Annotated in this window: 17 protein-coding genes and 1 tRNA gene; 12 read left to right on the forward strand and 6 right to left on the reverse strand. The window is 30.8% G+C overall.

The genetic code is table 11. The features are described 5' to 3' along the window. The first annotated feature begins 6 nt into the window (after positions 1-6). The 3 genes from eno (at position 7) to Q0684_RS01480 (ending at position 3742) form a co-directional block, all read left to right on the forward strand. Complete coding sequence (gene eno / locus Q0684_RS01470; protein WP_299012253.1) at positions 7-1293, forward strand: phosphopyruvate hydratase; 1287 nt, start codon at positions 7-9, stop codon at positions 1291-1293. 179 nt (positions 1294-1472) lie between these two features. Further along, a complete protein-coding gene (locus Q0684_RS01475) occupies positions 1473-2759 on the forward strand; it encodes a citrate synthase (protein ID WP_299012254.1) in 1287 nt (428 codons plus the stop codon). A 68-nt stretch (positions 2760-2827) separates the two neighbouring features. Beyond that, positions 2828-3742: an arginine deiminase-related protein gene (locus tag Q0684_RS01480; protein WP_299012255.1), complete on the forward strand. Its 915-nt coding sequence runs from the start codon at positions 2828-2830 to the stop codon at positions 3740-3742. Between the two features lie 70 nt (positions 3743-3812). On the opposite strand, the gene Q0684_RS01485 is transcribed toward Q0684_RS01480, so the two are convergent. After that, positions 3813-4760 carry a fasciclin domain-containing protein gene (locus Q0684_RS01485; RefSeq protein ID WP_299012256.1) on the reverse strand — a complete coding sequence of 316 codons (948 nt, stop codon included), beginning with the start codon at positions 4758-4760 and terminating at the stop codon, positions 3813-3815. Between the two features lie 164 nt (positions 4761-4924). Between Q0684_RS01485 and ctlX the strand changes: the two genes are divergently transcribed. Further along, positions 4925-5857 carry a citrulline utilization hydrolase CtlX gene (gene ctlX, locus Q0684_RS01490; protein WP_299012257.1) on the forward strand — a complete coding sequence of 311 codons (933 nt, stop codon included), beginning with the start codon at positions 4925-4927 and terminating at the stop codon, positions 5855-5857. Positions 5858-5959: 102 nt separating this feature from the next. Here the strand turns inward: ctlX and pafA are convergent, their stop codons facing one another. Next, positions 5960-7603 carry an alkaline phosphatase PafA gene (gene pafA, locus Q0684_RS01495; protein WP_299012258.1) on the reverse strand — a complete coding sequence of 548 codons (1644 nt, stop codon included), beginning with the start codon at positions 7601-7603 and terminating at the stop codon, positions 5960-5962. Between the two features lie 106 nt (positions 7604-7709). Here pafA and Q0684_RS01500 point away from each other — a divergent pair, with 106 nt between their 5' ends. The 6 genes from Q0684_RS01500 (at position 7710) to Q0684_RS01525 (ending at position 11537) form a co-directional block, all read left to right on the forward strand. Beyond that, positions 7710-8450 (forward strand): ABC transporter permease, encoded by a 741-nt coding sequence (locus tag Q0684_RS01500; RefSeq protein ID WP_299012259.1) that lies wholly within the window; start codon positions 7710-7712, stop codon positions 8448-8450. Positions 8451-8452: 2 nt separating this feature from the next. Then, positions 8453-9220 carry an ATP-binding cassette domain-containing protein gene (locus tag Q0684_RS01505; protein ID WP_299012260.1) on the forward strand — a complete coding sequence of 256 codons (768 nt, stop codon included), beginning with the start codon at positions 8453-8455 and terminating at the stop codon, positions 9218-9220. A gap of 62 nt (positions 9221-9282) precedes the next feature. Continuing rightward, positions 9283-9355 (forward strand) — tRNA-Lys (locus Q0684_RS01510). A 105-nt stretch (positions 9356-9460) separates the two neighbouring features. After that, entirely contained in the window at positions 9461-9997 is a 537-nt protein-coding gene (locus tag Q0684_RS01515; protein ID WP_299012261.1) for a CIA30 family protein, read from the forward strand. A gap of 63 nt (positions 9998-10060) precedes the next feature. Then, a complete protein-coding gene (locus Q0684_RS01520) occupies positions 10061-10732 on the forward strand; it encodes a DUF389 domain-containing protein (protein ID WP_299012262.1) in 672 nt (223 codons plus the stop codon). A gap of 40 nt (positions 10733-10772) precedes the next feature. After that, positions 10773-11537 carry a hypothetical protein gene (locus Q0684_RS01525; protein ID WP_299012263.1) on the forward strand — a complete coding sequence of 255 codons (765 nt, stop codon included), beginning with the start codon at positions 10773-10775 and terminating at the stop codon, positions 11535-11537. Between the two features lie 155 nt (positions 11538-11692). On the opposite strand, the gene Q0684_RS01530 is transcribed toward Q0684_RS01525, so the two are convergent. Together Q0684_RS01530 and Q0684_RS01535 are read right to left on the reverse strand one after the other, a co-directional pair. Further along, positions 11693-12310, reverse strand: coding sequence for a SprT-like domain-containing protein (locus Q0684_RS01530; protein ID WP_299012264.1), 618 nt, complete (start codon positions 12308-12310; stop codon positions 11693-11695). A gap of 129 nt (positions 12311-12439) precedes the next feature. After that, the gene (locus tag Q0684_RS01535) at positions 12440-13120 is read right to left on the reverse strand and encodes an SDR family oxidoreductase (protein WP_299012265.1); all 681 of its coding nucleotides are present in this window, start codon (positions 13118-13120) and stop codon (positions 12440-12442) included. 66 nt (positions 13121-13186) lie between these two features. Between Q0684_RS01535 and Q0684_RS01540 the strand changes: the two genes are divergently transcribed. Next, positions 13187-14461 (forward strand): amidohydrolase family protein, encoded by a 1275-nt coding sequence (locus tag Q0684_RS01540; RefSeq protein WP_299012266.1) that lies wholly within the window; start codon positions 13187-13189, stop codon positions 14459-14461. Positions 14462-14510: 49 nt separating this feature from the next. Here the strand turns inward: Q0684_RS01540 and Q0684_RS01545 are convergent, their stop codons facing one another. Beyond that, a complete protein-coding gene (locus tag Q0684_RS01545; protein WP_299012267.1) occupies positions 14511-16031 on the reverse strand; it encodes a hypothetical protein in 1521 nt (506 codons plus the stop codon). Positions 16032-16079: 48 nt separating this feature from the next. Then, the gene (locus Q0684_RS01550; protein ID WP_299012268.1) at positions 16080-17120 is read right to left on the reverse strand and encodes a glutaminyl-peptide cyclotransferase; all 1041 of its coding nucleotides are present in this window, start codon (positions 17118-17120) and stop codon (positions 16080-16082) included. A 262-nt stretch (positions 17121-17382) separates the two neighbouring features. Here Q0684_RS01550 and Q0684_RS01555 point away from each other — a divergent pair, with 262 nt between their 5' ends. Then, on the forward strand, positions 17383-17634 hold the full coding sequence (locus Q0684_RS01555) for a type B 50S ribosomal protein L31 (protein WP_068363688.1): 252 nt from the start codon (positions 17383-17385) through the stop codon (positions 17632-17634). Positions 17635-17687 lie beyond the last annotated feature (53 nt).

Here is a 17687-nt window from a genome sequence, read left to right on the forward strand (position 1 = left end):
TATAAAATGAGTACAATTATTAGCGTACATGCTAGACAAATTTTTGATTCTAGAGGAAATCCAACAGTAGAAGTAGATGTAGTAACAGATAACGGAGTATTAGGAAGAGCAGCTGTTCCTTCAGGTGCTTCTACAGGAGAACATGAGGCTGTGGAGTTAAGAGATGGTGGTAAAGCCTATATGGGTAAAGGTGTTTTAAAGGCAGTTAAAAACGTAAACGAAACTATAGCAGAAGAGTTATTAGGTGTTTCTGTTTTTGAACAAAATGCAATAGACCAATTAATGATAGATTTAGATGGTACTCCAAACAAATCTGTTTTAGGTGCAAATGCTATTTTAGGAGTTTCTTTAGCGGTTGCTAAAGCTGCTGCTAATGAGTTAGGTATGCCTTTATATAGATATGTTGGTGGTGTTTCTGCAAACACTTTACCATTACCAATGATGAATATTATTAATGGTGGTTCGCATTCTGATGCACCTATTGCTTTTCAAGAATTTATGGTAATGCCTGTAAAAGCGGAAACGTTTTCACAAGCAATGCAAATGGGTTCAGAAATTTTTCATAATTTAAAGAAAGTTTTACACGATAGAAATTTATCTACGGCTGTAGGAGATGAAGGTGGTTTTGCGCCAACTTTAGATGGTACAGAAGACGCTTTAGATACTATTGCTTTAGCGGTTAAAAATGCTGGATATTCTTTTGGAGATGAAATTAAAATTGCTTTAGATTGTGCAGCAGCAGAGTTCTATGTTGATGGCAAATACAATTATGCAAAGTTTGAAGGGGAAACTGGTAAAATAAGATCTTCTGAAGAACAAGCAGATTACTTAGCAGAGTTAGCTGCAAATTATCCTATTATTTCTATTGAAGATGGTATGGATGAGAATGATTGGGAAGGTTGGAAGTATTTAACTGAGAAAATTGGAGACAAAGTACAGTTAGTTGGAGATGATCTTTTTGTTACAAATGTAGAACGTTTAGGAAGAGGAATTGAAAATGGAATTGCAAATTCAATTTTAATTAAAGTAAACCAAATAGGAACTTTAACAGAGACAATTGCTGCTGTAAATATGGCAAAAAATGCAGGTTATACTTCTGTAATGTCTCATAGATCTGGTGAAACAGAAGACAATACAATTGCAGATTTAGCAGTTGCATTAAATTGTGGACAAATAAAAACAGGTTCTGCTTCTCGTTCAGATAGAATGGCTAAATACAACCAATTATTAAGAATAGAAGAAGAATTAGGTGCAGTAGCATATTTCCCTAAAGAAAATGCTTTTAAAATCTAAAAATTATATTTTTATTAAAAAAAAGACCTCATAATTATCATTATGAGGTTTTTTTTTGAGATAATTTAGATAAGTTAATTTTATTCTAAAATATTAAAATTCGAGCTAAGGCATCTTTTAAATTCCTTTTAAAATTGGTATATTCGCCTACGATTATTCAATAGATAAAATTAAGATAAATGGCAGATATAGCAAAGCTACAAATAGGAGAAGATACTTTTGAATTTCCTTTCGTAAAAGGTACAGAAAATGAGGTTGCAATAGATATTAAAACACTTAGAGGAGCAACTAAAGGTGTTATTACTATAGATCCGGGATATAAAAATACAGGTTCTTGTAAAAGTGATATTACCTTCTTGGATGGTGAAAAGGGTATTTTGCGCTACAGAGGCTATGCTATTGAAGATTTAGCTGAGAAAGCAGATTTTTTAGAAGTTGCTTATTCTTTAATTTTTGGAGACTTACCTTCTACAGAACAGTTAGATAAGTTTTATGCAGATATTAAAGCACAATCTGTTGTAGATGATGATATTAAAAAAATTATAGATGCTTTTCCTAAGACAGCACATCCAATGGGTGTTTTGTCTTCTTTAACTAGTGCTTTAACAGCATTTAATCCATCTTCTGTAAATGTTGATTCTGAAGAGGATATGTACAATTCTATTGTTAAAATTTTAGGTAAATTTCCAGTGTTAGTGGCTTGGACTTTGCGTAAAAAACAAGGATTACCATTAAATTATGGCTCAACATCTTTAGGTTATGTAGAAAATGTTATGAAAATGATGTTTGAGAAGCCAAATGAAGAGTACGTGGTTAACCCAATTATAAAAGATGCTTTAGACAAGTTGTTAATTTTACATGCAGATCATGAGCAAAACTGTTCTACTTCTACAGTAAGAATAGTAGGTTCTTCTCATGCTGGTTTATTTGCCTCTTTATCTGCTGGTATTTCTGCGCTTTGGGGTCCATTACATGGTGGAGCAAACCAAGCCGTTTTAGAAATGTTAGAAGCTATTAAAGAAGATGGTGGAGATACTAAAAAATACATGGCTAAAGCTAAAGATAAAAATGATCCTTTTAGATTAATGGGGTTTGGACATAGAGTTTATAAGAATTTTGATCCTAGAGCAAAAATAATTAAAGTTGCAGCAGATGAAGTTTTAAAAGACTTAGGTATTCAGGATCCTATTTTAGATATTGCTAGAGGTTTAGAGCAAGAAGCTTTAAATGATCCATATTTTGTAGATAGAAAACTATACCCAAATGTAGATTTTTATTCAGGAATCATCTATAGAGCTATGGGAATTCCTGTAGAAATGTTTACAGTAATGTTTGCATTAGGGCGTTTACCAGGTTGGATTGCACAGTGGAAAGAAATGAGATCAAATAAAGAACCAATTGGTCGTCCACGTCAAATTTACACAGGAGAAAACCTTAGGGATTTTGTAGAAATAGAAAAGAGATAATTTATATTATTTCAATTATCAATTTAAAAGCTTCATGTAAATGAAGCTTTTTTTATAGATATTAAAGTATGCTTAAATTAAATGTAAGTAATGAAACTTCTAGATTAAGAGCAGTTGTTTTAGGCACAGCAGTAAGTAATGGGTCAACACCAAAGGTGGAAGATTGTTACGACCCTAAAAGTAAGGCTCATGTAATGGCTGGCACTTATCCTTTAGAAAAAGATATGATTGTTGAAATCGAATCTGTGGTAGCAGTTTTTGAAAAATACAATGTGCAGGTTTTTAGACCTAATATTATAAAAGATTACAATCAAATTTTTTCTAGAGATATTGCGTTTGTAATAGATGATATTTTAATTAAGGCAAATATTTTACCAGATAGAGACAAAGAAATAGAGGCACTTAGCCATGTACTATCTAAAATAGACCCAGAAAAAATTATTAAACTACCAGAAGAATGTCATGTAGAAGGTGGAGATGTAATGCCATGGAATGATTATATTTTTGTGGGTACTTATTCTGGTGAAGATTATGAAGATTATATAACTGCTAGAACAAATATTGATGCAGTAATTGCAATACAAGAATTGTTTCCTAGTAAAACTGTAAAGTCTTTTGAACTCAGAAAATCCAATACCAACGCTAAAGAAAATGCGTTGCATTTAGATTGCTGTTTTCAACCTATTGGTAAAAATAAAGCCATATTACATAAAAATGGATTCTTAATAGAAAGTGAGTATAATTGGTTAGTCAATTTCTTTGGAAAAGAAAACGTTTTTGAGATTGATAAAGATGAGATGTATCATATGAATAGTAATGTGTTTTCTATATCAGAAGATGTAATTATTTCAGAGAAAAACTTTACGCGTTTAAATACTTGGTTAATAAAAGAAGGGTTTATTGTTGAAGAAGTTTCTTATGCAGAAATAGCAAAACAAGAAGGGCTTTTAAGATGCTCTACAATGCCATTGATTAGAGATTAACTTTATCTGAATTATAAAAATAGAAAAAGCTGCAATCTGCAGCTTTTTCTATTTAATATATACTTAAAAGTTATGGAAGCATTACTGTATCAATTCCGTGAATTACACCATTTGTTCCTTGTACATCTGTAACAGCAATATTTACAGTTTGGTTGCTACTTGTAATAATTTGAGCACCACTAGTTAAATCTATGGTAATAGTACCACCAATTGTTGCAACATCTCCATTAGACAATTGATCTGCTTGCACATTTGCGCCGTTTACAACGTGGTATTTAAGAACGGCATCTAAAGTTTCAATTGGAATATCTCCTAAAGAATCCCACTCATCGTTTGTATCTAATAATGCTTCAAAAGCACCATCTGTAGGTGCAAAAATGGTAAATGGTCCATTTCCACTTAAAATAGAAACAAAATCTGTTGTGTGTCTTTCATCAGTTAAAGCTTCAACCAAACTTGAAAAACCATCATTGTTTAAGGCTAATGTTACAACGTTTGGTGGTAACATTACTTCATCAATTACATGCACTGTACCATTGCTAGCACTAATATCTATGCTTCCTGCAACAGGATCTGCTTCTCCATTAAATTCAATGCCATCAGACACTTCAATTTGTAAAGATAATGGTTCATCATTTGGTCCTGTAGACAATGTATTAACGTAGGTATCAGACAAGTCTGATGAAGTTACATTACCACTAAGTACGTGAAAAAGCAATACAGAACGTAGTGTCTCAACAGGAATATCATTTAAAGAATTCCATGCCTCATTAGAATCTAATAAGTCTTCAAAAGCCTCATTTGTGGGCGCAAAAACGGTAAAAGGACCATCACCACTTAATGTTCCTGCTAAATCTACTCTTGTTACAGCTGCAACTAAAGAACTTAAATTACTGTTTATTGCTACATCTACAATTGTATTTGTTTCAACTTGAGGAATAACAGTTTCTTCTTCGTCACAAGACATAAAAGATCCAACCATAAGTACCGCGATAAAAATTTTTGTAATACGTCTCATTTATTTTTTTTTAAGTTAATATTATTTCAACAAATTTAATCATACGATGCATGCTAATTTGTTAAACAAAAAACAAAAAAAGTTAAACAAAGTTAATTTTTGTGAGGTGCTTTTAATTACTATAAGAAGAATATTTATATTTTTGTGTGCCAAATAAAATATAAATGAAACAAACTACAAGTACTATATTAATGGTACGTCCTGTTAATTTTCGAAAAAACGAACAAACTGCAGTAAATAATTTTTTTCAACAAGATATAGATTTACAAAATGAAGAAATTAATAAAAAAGCGAAAGCGGAATTTGATGCATATGTTTTTAAACTAAGAAGCTTTGGTATTCAGGTAATTGTAGTTTCCGATAATGAAGAATTTAATACACCAGATTCTATTTTTCCTAATAATTGGATTTCTTTTCATTCAAACGGAACAGTAGGTCTTTACCCTATGTTTGCGGAAAATAGAAGATTAGAAAGAAGAGAAGATATTTTAGAACAAATAGAAAAAGAAGGTTTTATTATAAAAAATATTATGGATTATACTTCTGCCGAAGAAGAAAATATATTTTTAGAAGGCACAGGAAGTATTATTTTAGATAGGGTAAACAGCAAAGCATATTGCGCTTTATCTCCAAGAGCAGATGAAGAACTTTTTATTGAGTTTTGCGAAGATTTTGAATATACACCGGTAATTTTTACTGCAAATCAAACCGTTAATAATTCTAGAGAAGCTATTTATCATACCAATGTTATGATGTGTATTGCAGATACTTTTGTAGTAATTTGTTTAGATGCTATTGATGATAAAAAAGAAAGAAAAAATGTTGTAAAACATTTAAAAGAAGATGGTAAGCAAGTTATAGAGATTTCTGAAGCACAAATGCATAGTTTTGCAGGAAACATGTTGCAAGTTCATAATGCTAACAATGAATCTTTTTTGCTGATGAGCCAGGCAGCTTTTGATAGTTTAAATGCAAGTCAAATAGCAAAAATAGAAAACCGTAGTAAAATAATTTCTAGCTCTTTAAAAACAATAGAAACTTGTGGTGGAGGAAGTGCACGTTGTATGATGGCAGAGGTTTTTCTACCCAAAAATTAAGAATAAAATTTTAATTTTCTTATAGAAAAAGAAATTATCTAAAAAGGATTTTCTGACTTTAATTTCGGTTTTAGGTCTAAATTCTAGCTTTTACATTTTTATTTAATTTTTTAAAACTTCTTCAACTACTTTTCCTGTAGTGCCATTAGGAAACTCAATATCCAACAAAGTTGATATTGTAGGAGCAATATCTGTAATGTTGTACTTTTTAGAGGTACTACCTTGTTCAATTCCGTTTCCATAAAAAATTATAGGCACATGCGTATCATAGGAATAACCAGAACCGTGGCTTGTTCCTTTTCTTCCAGAACCTAAAGTTGCTGGTAAAGGGATTAATAAAACGTCACCAGATATCTTTTGATTGTAGCCATTTTGTAAAGCGTTTAAAATACCACCAGTAAAATTTGTGGTTTGCAATGTTTTCGCAGAAACGGCTTTATAAATTTCAGGGTAATTTACAATTTCATCTACAATTTTTTCTGCAACAACATTTTTCTGCAACTTCAATTTTTCTAATTCTTTTTTATCAAGAAATATTTGATAATTAGAAATGTTTTCTATCAATTTATTTGAATTAAAGTGTTTTAAGGTTAGAGAATCTATGTATGTTCTCATTTTTCTATTTCTTATATAATGTGCAGGTATTTTTAGCGATTGCAAATAAGAAGGTACATGCACAGCTGCATGATCTGCTGTTAAGAATAATGTATAATTGCCTTTACCAACTTCTGTATCTAAAAAGTTGAAAAAATCTGCCAAATCTTTATCTAGTCTTAAATAAGTATCTTCTGTTTCTACAGCTGCTACACCATATCTATGACCTACATAGTCTGTAGAAGAAAAGCTAACGGCTAAGAAATCTGTGGTATTTTTAGATTTCCCTAAGTTTTCACCTAAAATAGCAGCCTTAGCAAAATCTGCTGTAAAAGAATTACCTGCAGGAATGCTACTAATTATAGAATAGTTGCCATTTTTACTTTTAATATTTGGTATGTCTTTAGGAAAAACAGGGTTGGTGTTGCCATTAAATGGCTTTTCAAATTCATTATTATCTGCTCTACTATTGGTGTAGGTTTCTATATCATATAATGTTTCCCAAGGTTTACTTAAATAGGCATCTGCTTTTCCATTTTTATTAAAATTAGTAACCCAATTAGGAAGACTATCCATGTAAAATGAGCTAGAAATCCATTGGTTTTTTGTGCTTCCTTGATACCAATAAGCAGCGTTTGCAGTGTGACCAACAGGTAAAATGGCAGATCTATCTTTAATAGCAATTCCTATAGTTTTACCTCTTTTATTTTGTGCTAATTGCAGTTGGTCTGCCACAGTTGTAGTATTTAAACGATAAGGAGATTTTTGCCCATAATCACCATCATTACCAACAGTTTTATAGTTAGTATCGTCTACACAATAAATAGTTTTCTTTAAAAACTTGTCATACCAATTATTAGAAATTATACCATGACTAAAAGGCGTAGCACCTGTATAAATGGAGGTATGACCAACAGCTGTATAAGTAGGTATATAATTGTAATGCGCATTTTTTAAAGAAAATCCGCCATTTAAAATTCTTTTAAAACCACCTTCCTCATATCTATCCATATATTTAGTTAAATAATCGTAACGCATTTGGTCTATAACAATACCTACAACTAGCTTAGGTTTTTTTGTGGGTTTAGTTTGCTGTTTGCAGCTATATACTATTGTTAGAAGCGTAAAAAGAGAAAAGAAAACTTTTTTCATAATTCGTGGTTTTTAATTCATCAAAAATAAATATTTTTTATTTTGATATGATGTATTTAACAATCAATTAATCATATTTTAATACTTTAGCCTAAAATTTAAATGAATGGTGTATTTAGAACATCTTGGGAAGTACTTTTTAATGTTAAGCAGAGTATTTAAGAAGCCTCAAAGACAAAAACTTTTTTACCAAGCCTTAATGAAAGAGATGGAAGATTTAGGTTTAAAGTCTATAGGAATTATTATGTTTATTTCCTTCTTTATAGGCGGTGTAATTGCATTGCAAACTGCCTTAAACTTAGACAGCCCTTTTATACCAGATTCTTTAATTGGTTTTGCTGCCAAAAGGTCTATTATTTTAGAATTTGCACCTACATTTTGCTGTATAATTTTAGCAGGTAAAGTAGGTTCTTATATTACATCTAGTATTGGTACAATGCGTGTAACAGAACAAATAGATGCATTAGATGTTATGGGTATAAATTCTATTAATCATTTAATTTTACCTAAAGTTATAGCAACCTTATTCTTTTATCCTTTTTTAATTTTACTAGCTATGTGCTTGGGTATTTTTGGAGGTTGGTTAGCAGGTGTGCTTTCTGGGCTTTTTACAGGAACAGATTATATTGCAGGTATACAAATGGAGTTTAAACCATTTTTAATTGTTTACGCAATGATAAAAACTTTGGTGTTTTCTTTTTTAATTGCTACTGTGCCTTCTTATCATGGGTATTACGTAAAAGGAGGTTCTATAGCTGTAGGTAGAGCAAGCACACAATCTGTAGTTTGGACTACAATATTAATTGTAGTTGCAAATTATATTTTAACCCAATTATTACTAACATAATTATGATTGAAGTAAAAGATTTACATAAAGGTTTTGGTAATGTTGAGGTTTTAAAAGGCATTAGTACCAAATTTTATCCAGGTAAAACAAATTTAATAATTGGGCAAAGTGGCTCAGGTAAAACTGTATTTCTAAAGTCTCTTGTAGGTTTGCATACACCAGAAAAAGGAACCATTTCTTTTGATGGTAGAATCAATACTAAATTTACAGAAGCAGAAAAGCAACAATGGCGTCAAGAAATTGGTATGGTTTTTCAAGGCAGTGCACTTTTTGATTCGCAAACAGTAGAAGAAAATGTAATGTTTCCTTTAAAAATGTTTACTAGAAAATCTCAAGAAGAAATGCTAGATCGTGTTAATGTGGTATTACAAAGAGTGAATTTAGAGAATTCTAATCAAAAATTACCAGTAGAATTATCTGGAGGAATGCAAAAAAGAGTTGCAATTGCAAGAGCTATTGTTATGAATCCTAAATATCTATTTTGTGATGAACCTAATTCTGGCTTAGACCCACAAACAGCAATTGTAATAGATAAATTAATACAAGAAATTACAGATGAATACCAAATTACTACGGTAATTAATACACATGATATGAATTCTGTAATGGAAATTGGTGAAAAAATTGTTTTTTTATCAAAAGGTAAAAAAGCTTGGGAAGGTTCTAGTGAAACTATATTTTCTACTGAAAATGAAGCGGTTGTAGATTTTGTATATTCTTCTAATTTATTAAAAAAAGTAAGAGAAGTTCACTTAAGTAAAACTAATTAAAAAAAATATTTGGATTATTAAAAATAAGGCATATATTTGCACCCGCTAAGACGAAAAAGAATGACCTGGTAGCTCAGTTGGTAGAGCATCTCCCTTTTAAGGAGAGGGTCCTGGGTTCGAGCCCCAGCCCGGTCACAGAGAAAAAACTTCATACAATTTGTATGAAGTTTTTTTATTTTAACACAATTAAAACATAGCGCTTACATCAAAAAAAATAACTTTGTCTTGTAACTTAAGATTATGAACAAGTTTTTTTTAATTTTTTTACCATTATTTTTTATGCAAGACGCTAGCGAAATTATTTTCGAATTTAATAAAAATACAAACATTGCTAATTGGAGAGTGGTTGATGATGGCGTTATGGGAGGAAGGTCTCAAGGAAATTTTAAATTAAACGAAAATGGTTTTGGAGAGTTTTTTGGCAAGGTTTCTTTAGAAAATAATGGTGGTTTTTCCTCTCTAAGATATCGATTTCTTGCAAAAGAAGTAAAAAGCTATAAATATATACTGTTGAGAGTAAAAGGAGACTCTAAAAACTACCAATTTAGAGTTAAAGATGAGGTTTATAATCGCTATTCTTTTATTCATAATTTTGAAACTTCAGGAGCGTGGCAAACTATTAGAATTCCACTTTCTGAAATGTACCCTGCATTTAGAGGCAGAAAATTAAGAATGCAAAATTTTTCATCTAAAACTGTAGAAGAAATCGCTTTTTTAATCGGTAATAAGAAAGAGCAAAACTTTACTTTAGAAATCGATTCTATTAAGTTTCAATAAATTATTGCTTTGTGATTTCACATTAGATTTTTTGTATCTTTCCCAAATTCAATATAGGATAATATGGAAGAAGATGTTCAAAAAAACACAAAACCTAATGCAGGTAGTGATGGCGTAAAGCAGAATGTGCAAAAAGATGCCAAAGGTTTATTAGAGAGTTTAAAGAAGTTTTTAATAGAGCTTTTCGATTTTAGAGAAGATACAGATCATGAGGCAACTTTAGAAGCCATTAAAGCAGATATTTCTTTTAAAGGAGCAACAGCTTGGATTTTAATTTTTGCGGTTTTTGTGGCATCTATTGGCTTAAACGCAGATTCTACAGCAGTGGTTATTGGTGCCATGTTAATTTCGCCATTAATGGGACCCATTTTAGGTTTAGGAGCATCTTTTGCTTTAAATGATATCATAACATTTAAAAAATCGTTAACCAATCTTGGTGTAATGATTGGTTTGAGTTTATTTGCATCTTTTCTATTTTTCTACTTTTTTCCTTTAAGTAAAGACACCTCTGAATTATTAGGGCGTGTTAGTCCAGATATTAGAGATGTACTAATTGCTTTTTTTGGTGGTTTAGCGTTAATGGTTGCCAGAACAAAAAAAGGTACTATAGCTTCTGTAATTTTTGGTGTTGCTATTGCTACAGCTTTAATGCCACCTTTATGTACGGCAGGTTATGGTTTAGCTGTTGGTAATTTTTCTTACTTTTTTGGGGCAATGTATTTATTTTACTATTAATACCATTTTTATTGCTTTAGCGGCCTTTATAGTATTAAAAATGTTGCGTTTTCCTATGCATAAATACGCTAATGCAGCTAAAAGAAAACGTTATGCAACTATTGCTTCTGTTGTAGGTATTGCTGTTATGATTCCTGCAATTTTTACGTTCTTAAGAGTGTTTAATGAAAATCAAATTCAGACTCAATTTCAGAATTTTGTAAATACAGAGGTAAGGGAAATTCCAGATTTTCAATTAATAGGAGAACCAGATATTAATATTGATAAAAGTGAAATTAAGTTTAGTTTTTTTAATGAAGTAACAGACGTTACTAAGAACTTACTAAGTAATCAATTAAAAAATAATATCAACTATGCTAAAATTAAAGATTTTAAAATTTTAATAAAAGGTAGTGATACAAAAAGCTTTGAATTAATTACAACAGCTTACAAAGAGAAGCGAGAAGAACTACAAAAAAGTAAAAATATAATTGACGGTTTACAAAGAGAAATAGCCGATTTGCAAACCACCATTTCTACTTTAAATAATAGAATAGAACAAGACGCTTTAAATAAAAATGAGAAAGTAATTGCTTTTAGTAGAATAGCAAAAGAAGCTAAAATAAGATATGCAGATATTGAAGAAATTGGTTTTGCAAGTGTTTTGTCTTCAAAAGATTTTATTAAAATAGATACAGTGCCAGTTGCTACTATACGTTGGAATATAAAGTTGCCAGATAGTATAATTTCCCCAAAAGAAAGAGAATTAAGAACTTGGCTACAAAAAGAAATGAAACTAGATACACTATTTATAAAAAGAGACTAATCAATTAGGCTGATTAAAAAAGTATATTAGTTTGTCATTTGGAACGTAATGAAGTAGAGCCAAAAAAATCGATTCAATTAAAGTTCAATAGTTTATTGCTCGCCATAAAGTTGAAATAATAGTCAGAAATTACCTTTTAGACGATTTCTTTTACGCTAACGATCTTGCTTTAGATAAACTTCAACATTTTGGTTAAAGAGGTACACTTTTTTATTATTTAGATTTAAACATTCAAAACGAGTTCTTCTTTTTTGACCGCGTTTATACAGCGTTTCTTTAAATTGAAAAACACTTCCCAAAGGAATTTCAAAGATAAAATGTTTGCCTGTTTCTGCTACATTACCTCTTAAAGCTAAAGATAAATTTACATCACTATCTGTGCTGGCTTTCGGATTTTTAAGGTAATTGGCAAGATGTGGTAATATTTCATTCGGATAAATATCTGGTCTTAAAAAAGGCAACATTAAATGCTGAAAAACAGCTTTCCATTCTTTACCATGAGGTATTACTCTTCCAAATTTTTGATGGGTAACATGATGTGCAATTTCATGCACTAAAGTCAATAAAAATTGATGATTGTTGAGGTTGTTGTTTACCGTAATTTGAAATTTACCATTTGGCATTTGCCTAAAATCACCATGTTTTGTGGCACGCTGATTTACAATTTTTAATTCAAAATGATGTGCATCAATTAAAAAAGCAACAAAAGGTATCGCCTTTGGCGGAACAAAACTTTGCCATTCCATATTATTTACCAAAGCGAAAGATTTCATATTTTTATTAAATTGATTTTTAGAAGAAATAATACTCGTTTTATCAAAGTAAATTCACAAATTTTATTTTTCTCACTAAACACTAAACACTAAACACTAAACACTAATCACTACTCACCACTCACTCGCTTACGGCGTAGAAGAAGAAACCTGTAAAACCTTTCCGTTATAATATTTGTTACCTGTTAAAGAGAAATTAAACAAATAATCTGCCATTTCTTTTGCAGAAAGCGGTGCTTGATAACCAGGAAAAGCCTCTTCTAACATTTCTGTTTGTACAGCACCAATGGCCAAAACATTAAAGGCAATTTGTTGTTCCTTATATTCTTCTGCCAATAATTCAGAAAGGGTAATAACAGCACCTTTAGCAGAAGAGTAGGCAGCTAAACCAGGGAATTTCATACTACCTTGAATACCTCCCATAGAACTTACAGTAACTACATGACTCCCTTTTTGTAAAAACGGAATCATTAATTTGGTAATTTCTGCAACAGCAAAAACATTTACTTTATAAACCTCTAGAAAATCTTCAGAAGAAATTTCTGTAAAAGGTTTGTTTACCAATTTACCAGCATTATTTATTAAAATATCTACTTTTTGCCAATTAGAATTTACAAAGTCAGTTATTTTAGATAAGTCTGATGGTTTGGAAATATCAACAGAAATTACATGTATACTTTTATGATTTACAGCTTCTAAAGGCTTTGTATTTCTAGAAATTGCTAGAACATTATGCCCATTATTGGCAAATTGTTGGGCAAGTTCAAAACCAATTCCTCTACTTGTACCTGTAATTACAACGTTTTTCATTCTTTCTTATTTAAGAAATAGCAAATTAGGTATTTTTTCATACATTTAAACTTAAATTTTATACAAATGAAGAAATTATTTTTCCTTTTAATTACGGTTTTTACAATACAAACATCAATGGCGCAAACCACCTATATTTTATGCGGCAAATTAGTTGATACTGCATCAGGTAAAATTTCTTCTAAGAAGACAATATTTGTAAAAGAAAATAAAATTATAGCAGTTAAAGATGGCTATATAATGCCCAAAGGCGGCAACTTAATAGATTTAAGAGACAAGGTAGTAATGCCAGGTCTTATAGATTTTCATGTACATATAGAACAAGAGTTTTATAGAAATACAAGGCTAAATAAATACATTTTAAACGAAGCAGATATTGCATTTAATTCTGTAGGTTTTGCAAAAACTACTTTGTTAAAAGGTTTTACAACTGTTAGAGATTTAGGTGGTACAGGTGTAAATATTTCTATAAGAAACGCAATTAATAAAGGTAAAATTCCTGGTCCAAGAGTTTTTACGGCGGGTAAGTCTTTGGCAACAACTGGCGGACATGCAGACCCAACAAACGGAAGTAGCCGCGTTTTAATTGGTAATCCTGGACCTAAAGAAGGGGTTGTAAATTCTGTGGATGATGCCAAAAAAGCGGTAAGACAACGTTACAAAAATGGAGCAGATTGTGTAAAAATTACAGCAACAGGTGGTGTTTTAAGTGTGGCAAAGTCTGGCGACAATCCGCAGTTTACCTTAGAAGAGGTAAAGGCAATTTGTGATACTGCAAAAGATTATGGTATGCATGTTGCAGCACATGCTCATGGAGATGAAGGCATGCAAAGAGCAGTAATTGGAGGTGTAAAAACTATAGAACACGGCACTTATATGAGTGAAAAAACGATGGAACTCATGAAAAAATACGATGCTTATTTAGTGCCTACAATTACAGCAGGAAAAGAAGTAGAGGAAAAGGCTGAAATACCAGGGTTTTATCCAGATATTGTTGTGCCTAAAGCGTTGGCAGTTGGGCCACAAATACAAGGTACTTTTGCAAAGGCTTATAAAAAAGGAGTAGGTATTGCTTTTGGTACAGATGCAGGTGTTTTTAAACACGGTAACAATGGTAAAGAGTTTGGTTTTATGGTAGCAGCAGGTATGCCAGCAATGGAGGCTTTGCAATCTGCAACAATAACCAACGCAAAATTGTTAAAAATGGAAAACGAAATTGGTCAGATTAAAAAAGGCTTTTTTGCAGATATTATTGCTGTAGAAGATAATCCGCTTGATAATATAAACACAATGGAAAATGTTGTTTTTGTAATGAAAGATGGTGTAGTTTATAAAAAATAAAGCAGCACTTTTTCTAAACTATTTCAAAAGACTAGGTATTTAGCAATATTTATTCTTCTACCTCAAAAACAATATGTTGGTAAGCACCAATATCTGGGTTTGTAGTTCTATCAATACCTAAAATATCAAAAGGAAAAAGACTGGATTTTGCTCTGTTAATAGCATCGCTTTCTTCACCAATAATAAACTCGTTGTTTTGTGGATTTTTAAAGTTTGCAAATCCGTTTAAAACAATATTACTATAATTGGGGTTGTTGGCAAAATCGACTTCAAAAACATCAGAAAAAGAGTCATTAGTATCATTAAACTGAATCATACAGTTTTCTATGGTATAATTAAATGCTTTCCCATCATCAACTCTATCTACTAAAAACTCAATATTATTATTACCATCAAAAATACAATTGGTAAAATTTGCAGCTTTTAAATCTCTTGTTTCTGTAATTTCTTGTCCATTTTCATCATTAAAAACAAAAAAGTTATTTACCAAAACTGCTGGCAAAGGTCTAATTCCATTATTCCAAAAGTTAGCAAATGTGCTGTGTGTAAAATTATAAGTACCGCCAATTGTTGCTGCTAAAGAGGCTTGTCCTGCAGCACCAACAACAACATTATGTGCTTCAATATTGGTTTCTCTGGCCAAAATACCAAAATTAGCGTGATTATAAATTTCTGTATTTTCTAACTTTAAGGTTGGTGTTGTTATGCTTCCAATACTATCAACTAAAATACCTATAACTCCGTTTTTTATTTGTGCATGTTTAATTTCGTTTTCTAAACTTCCAGCACGCATCCAAATTGCTCCCCATTGTCCTGGTACATTATTAAAGTTGTTTTCTAAACGATCTCCTTCAAATATAACCTTTTCAGAAAGTGTTCCATTTACTCTTAAACTGGCTTTACTGTCTATAATTAAACCAGAATTGTCATGAAAATGAATTCTAGCACCAGCATTAATTGTTAAGGTTTTATTTGCAGGTACAGCAGCATAACCATAAATTACAGTGGGTTTGTTATTGCTAAAAGTAAGTTCTGTATCGTCTAAAAATCTCCCTTGTATGGTAGTCGGAATTCCGCCTAATGTTAAGCTATCAATTTTCATAGAAATTGGATCTCTACCAGGAAAAATAAAATTAGCATCTTCTACTAAAGTTACCAAATCTACACTTTGTTGTTGGTCTCCGCTATCAAATAAAATTCTATCTGTGTATAAAAGAGTATTTGCAGCAGCCACATCAACAGTGGTTTCCACAAAAATAAAAAGGCTATCTTTTGCTAAAATGTCTATTTCAGAAAAGTCTTTGCCAGGAATTCCATCAACATTTAAACGATATCTAGATGCATTTCCCTTTTCTAAAGCAATTGTAGGTATAGTAATTGCGTTGTTACTTCTATTGTATACTTTTAAATTGTAGGTTGCAGAACCAATATTTGTAAAAATAGTATCTAAAAAAACGGTGTCTCTAGAAAATTCCAAGCTCCCAGAGCTAAAAGTTGTACTAAAATCTTTTCTACAAGAACTCATTGCAATAAGACCTAAACAAACAATACAAGTAATTAAATAACGCATATTTTAGAATGAAGTTTTCATTAAGTTTAAAACTTTAAATTGGTGTTATTATTGTTTTACCAACTCAATTTCAAATAATTTACCCCAATATTTACCGGTTACAAAAAGCCTATCGTTTTCTTCGTCAAAAGCAATACCATTTAAAACTTCGTCTCCTTCTGCTAGTTTTTGAGTTTTTGCCATTTCTTTCTCTAGTCCTTTTAGGTTAATTAAACTCTCTACAATTCCAGTAGCAGGATCTATAATTGCAATAATTGGTTTTTGGTAATAATTGGCATACAATTTACCATTTATAAGCTCTAATTCGTTTAGCTGACTTAAAGCTCTATCATGCGTATAGGTTTGTATAAACCTTTTTTCTTTTTGAGTTTCCTTGTCTAAAAACCAAATTTTATTAGTTCCATCAGATTTAATTAACTCAGTCTCGTTTTGGGTTAAACCCCAACCTTCTTTACTTTTATTGTAGGCAAATTCGCCCTCTTGCTCAAAAGTATTTAAATCGTAAATAAAACCTTTATTATTTTGCCAAGTTAGCCAAATAATTTTATCGCCTACAATGGTCATTCCTTCACCAAAATAGTTGTTGTCTAGTGCTACTTTTTGTAAAACTTTACCCGTTTTTATGTCTACTTTTCTAAGTGTAGATTGGCCTTTTCTACCTGTGGTTTCATATAAAAAACCATTGTAATATTCTAAACCTTGGGTGTATGCTTTCGTATCATGCGGATACGTATTAATGATTTTATAACTATAAATAGCAGGTTTATTTTTAGCAAAAACTTCTATAGAACTATTTATTTTTTTAGTTTTTTTATCAAAAAAAGCCAATGCAGAAACAGCATGTTTACCAACACCCAAGTCTTTTGTGTCAATAGATAGAGCATTTCCTTTATTATCTACCTCTTTTCCGTTTATATAAAACTGAACTTTCTCTACAGGTTTATTTTCTTTTTCGCTTAATGTAATGGTAACAAGTTCATTTAAAACCGCTTTTTTGGGTGTTTCCAGTTTAAATTTATAATCGCTACCACAAGCGCTTAATAATAAGAAAGTTACTAAAATAGTAAAGTAAAAAGTATGTTGTTTCATTAGTTTGCTCAATTTCAATAAAATATATTGGTAAATATTCATAAAAACAAGCTTAATAAGCAACTAAAAACCCTGTTTTTATTGGTTTTTTAACGAAAGTAAGAAAATCCGCAAATAAAAAAGCTTTAAATGTTTGTAAATTAAAAAATAAGATTAAATTTGCATCCTCAAAATAGTTTTAAAGAAGCTATTTAAGAAAATAAGTAAAACCTTACCAATTTTACTTTACAAACAAAACATTAAAGTATTAAAATATTATAAAATGAAAAAAGGAATTCATCCAGAAAATTACAGAATGGTAGCATTTAAAGACATGTCTAATGAAGATGTTTTTTTAACACGTTCTACTGTAGACACTAAAGAAACTTTAGAAGTTGATGGTGTTGAGTATCCTTTAGTAAAATTAGAGATTTCTAGAACATCTCACCCATTTTACACTGGTAAATCTAAACTTATTGATGCTGCAGGACGTATTGACAAGTTCAAAAACAAATATGCAAAATTTAAGAAATAAGTTTCTTAGAATTTTAAAAATATTAAAAACTCCAACAGCAATGTTGGAGTTTT

The organism is uncultured Polaribacter sp. (genome assembly GCF_947503875.1).
Classification (GTDB): domain Bacteria; phylum Bacteroidota; class Bacteroidia; order Flavobacteriales; family Flavobacteriaceae; genus Polaribacter.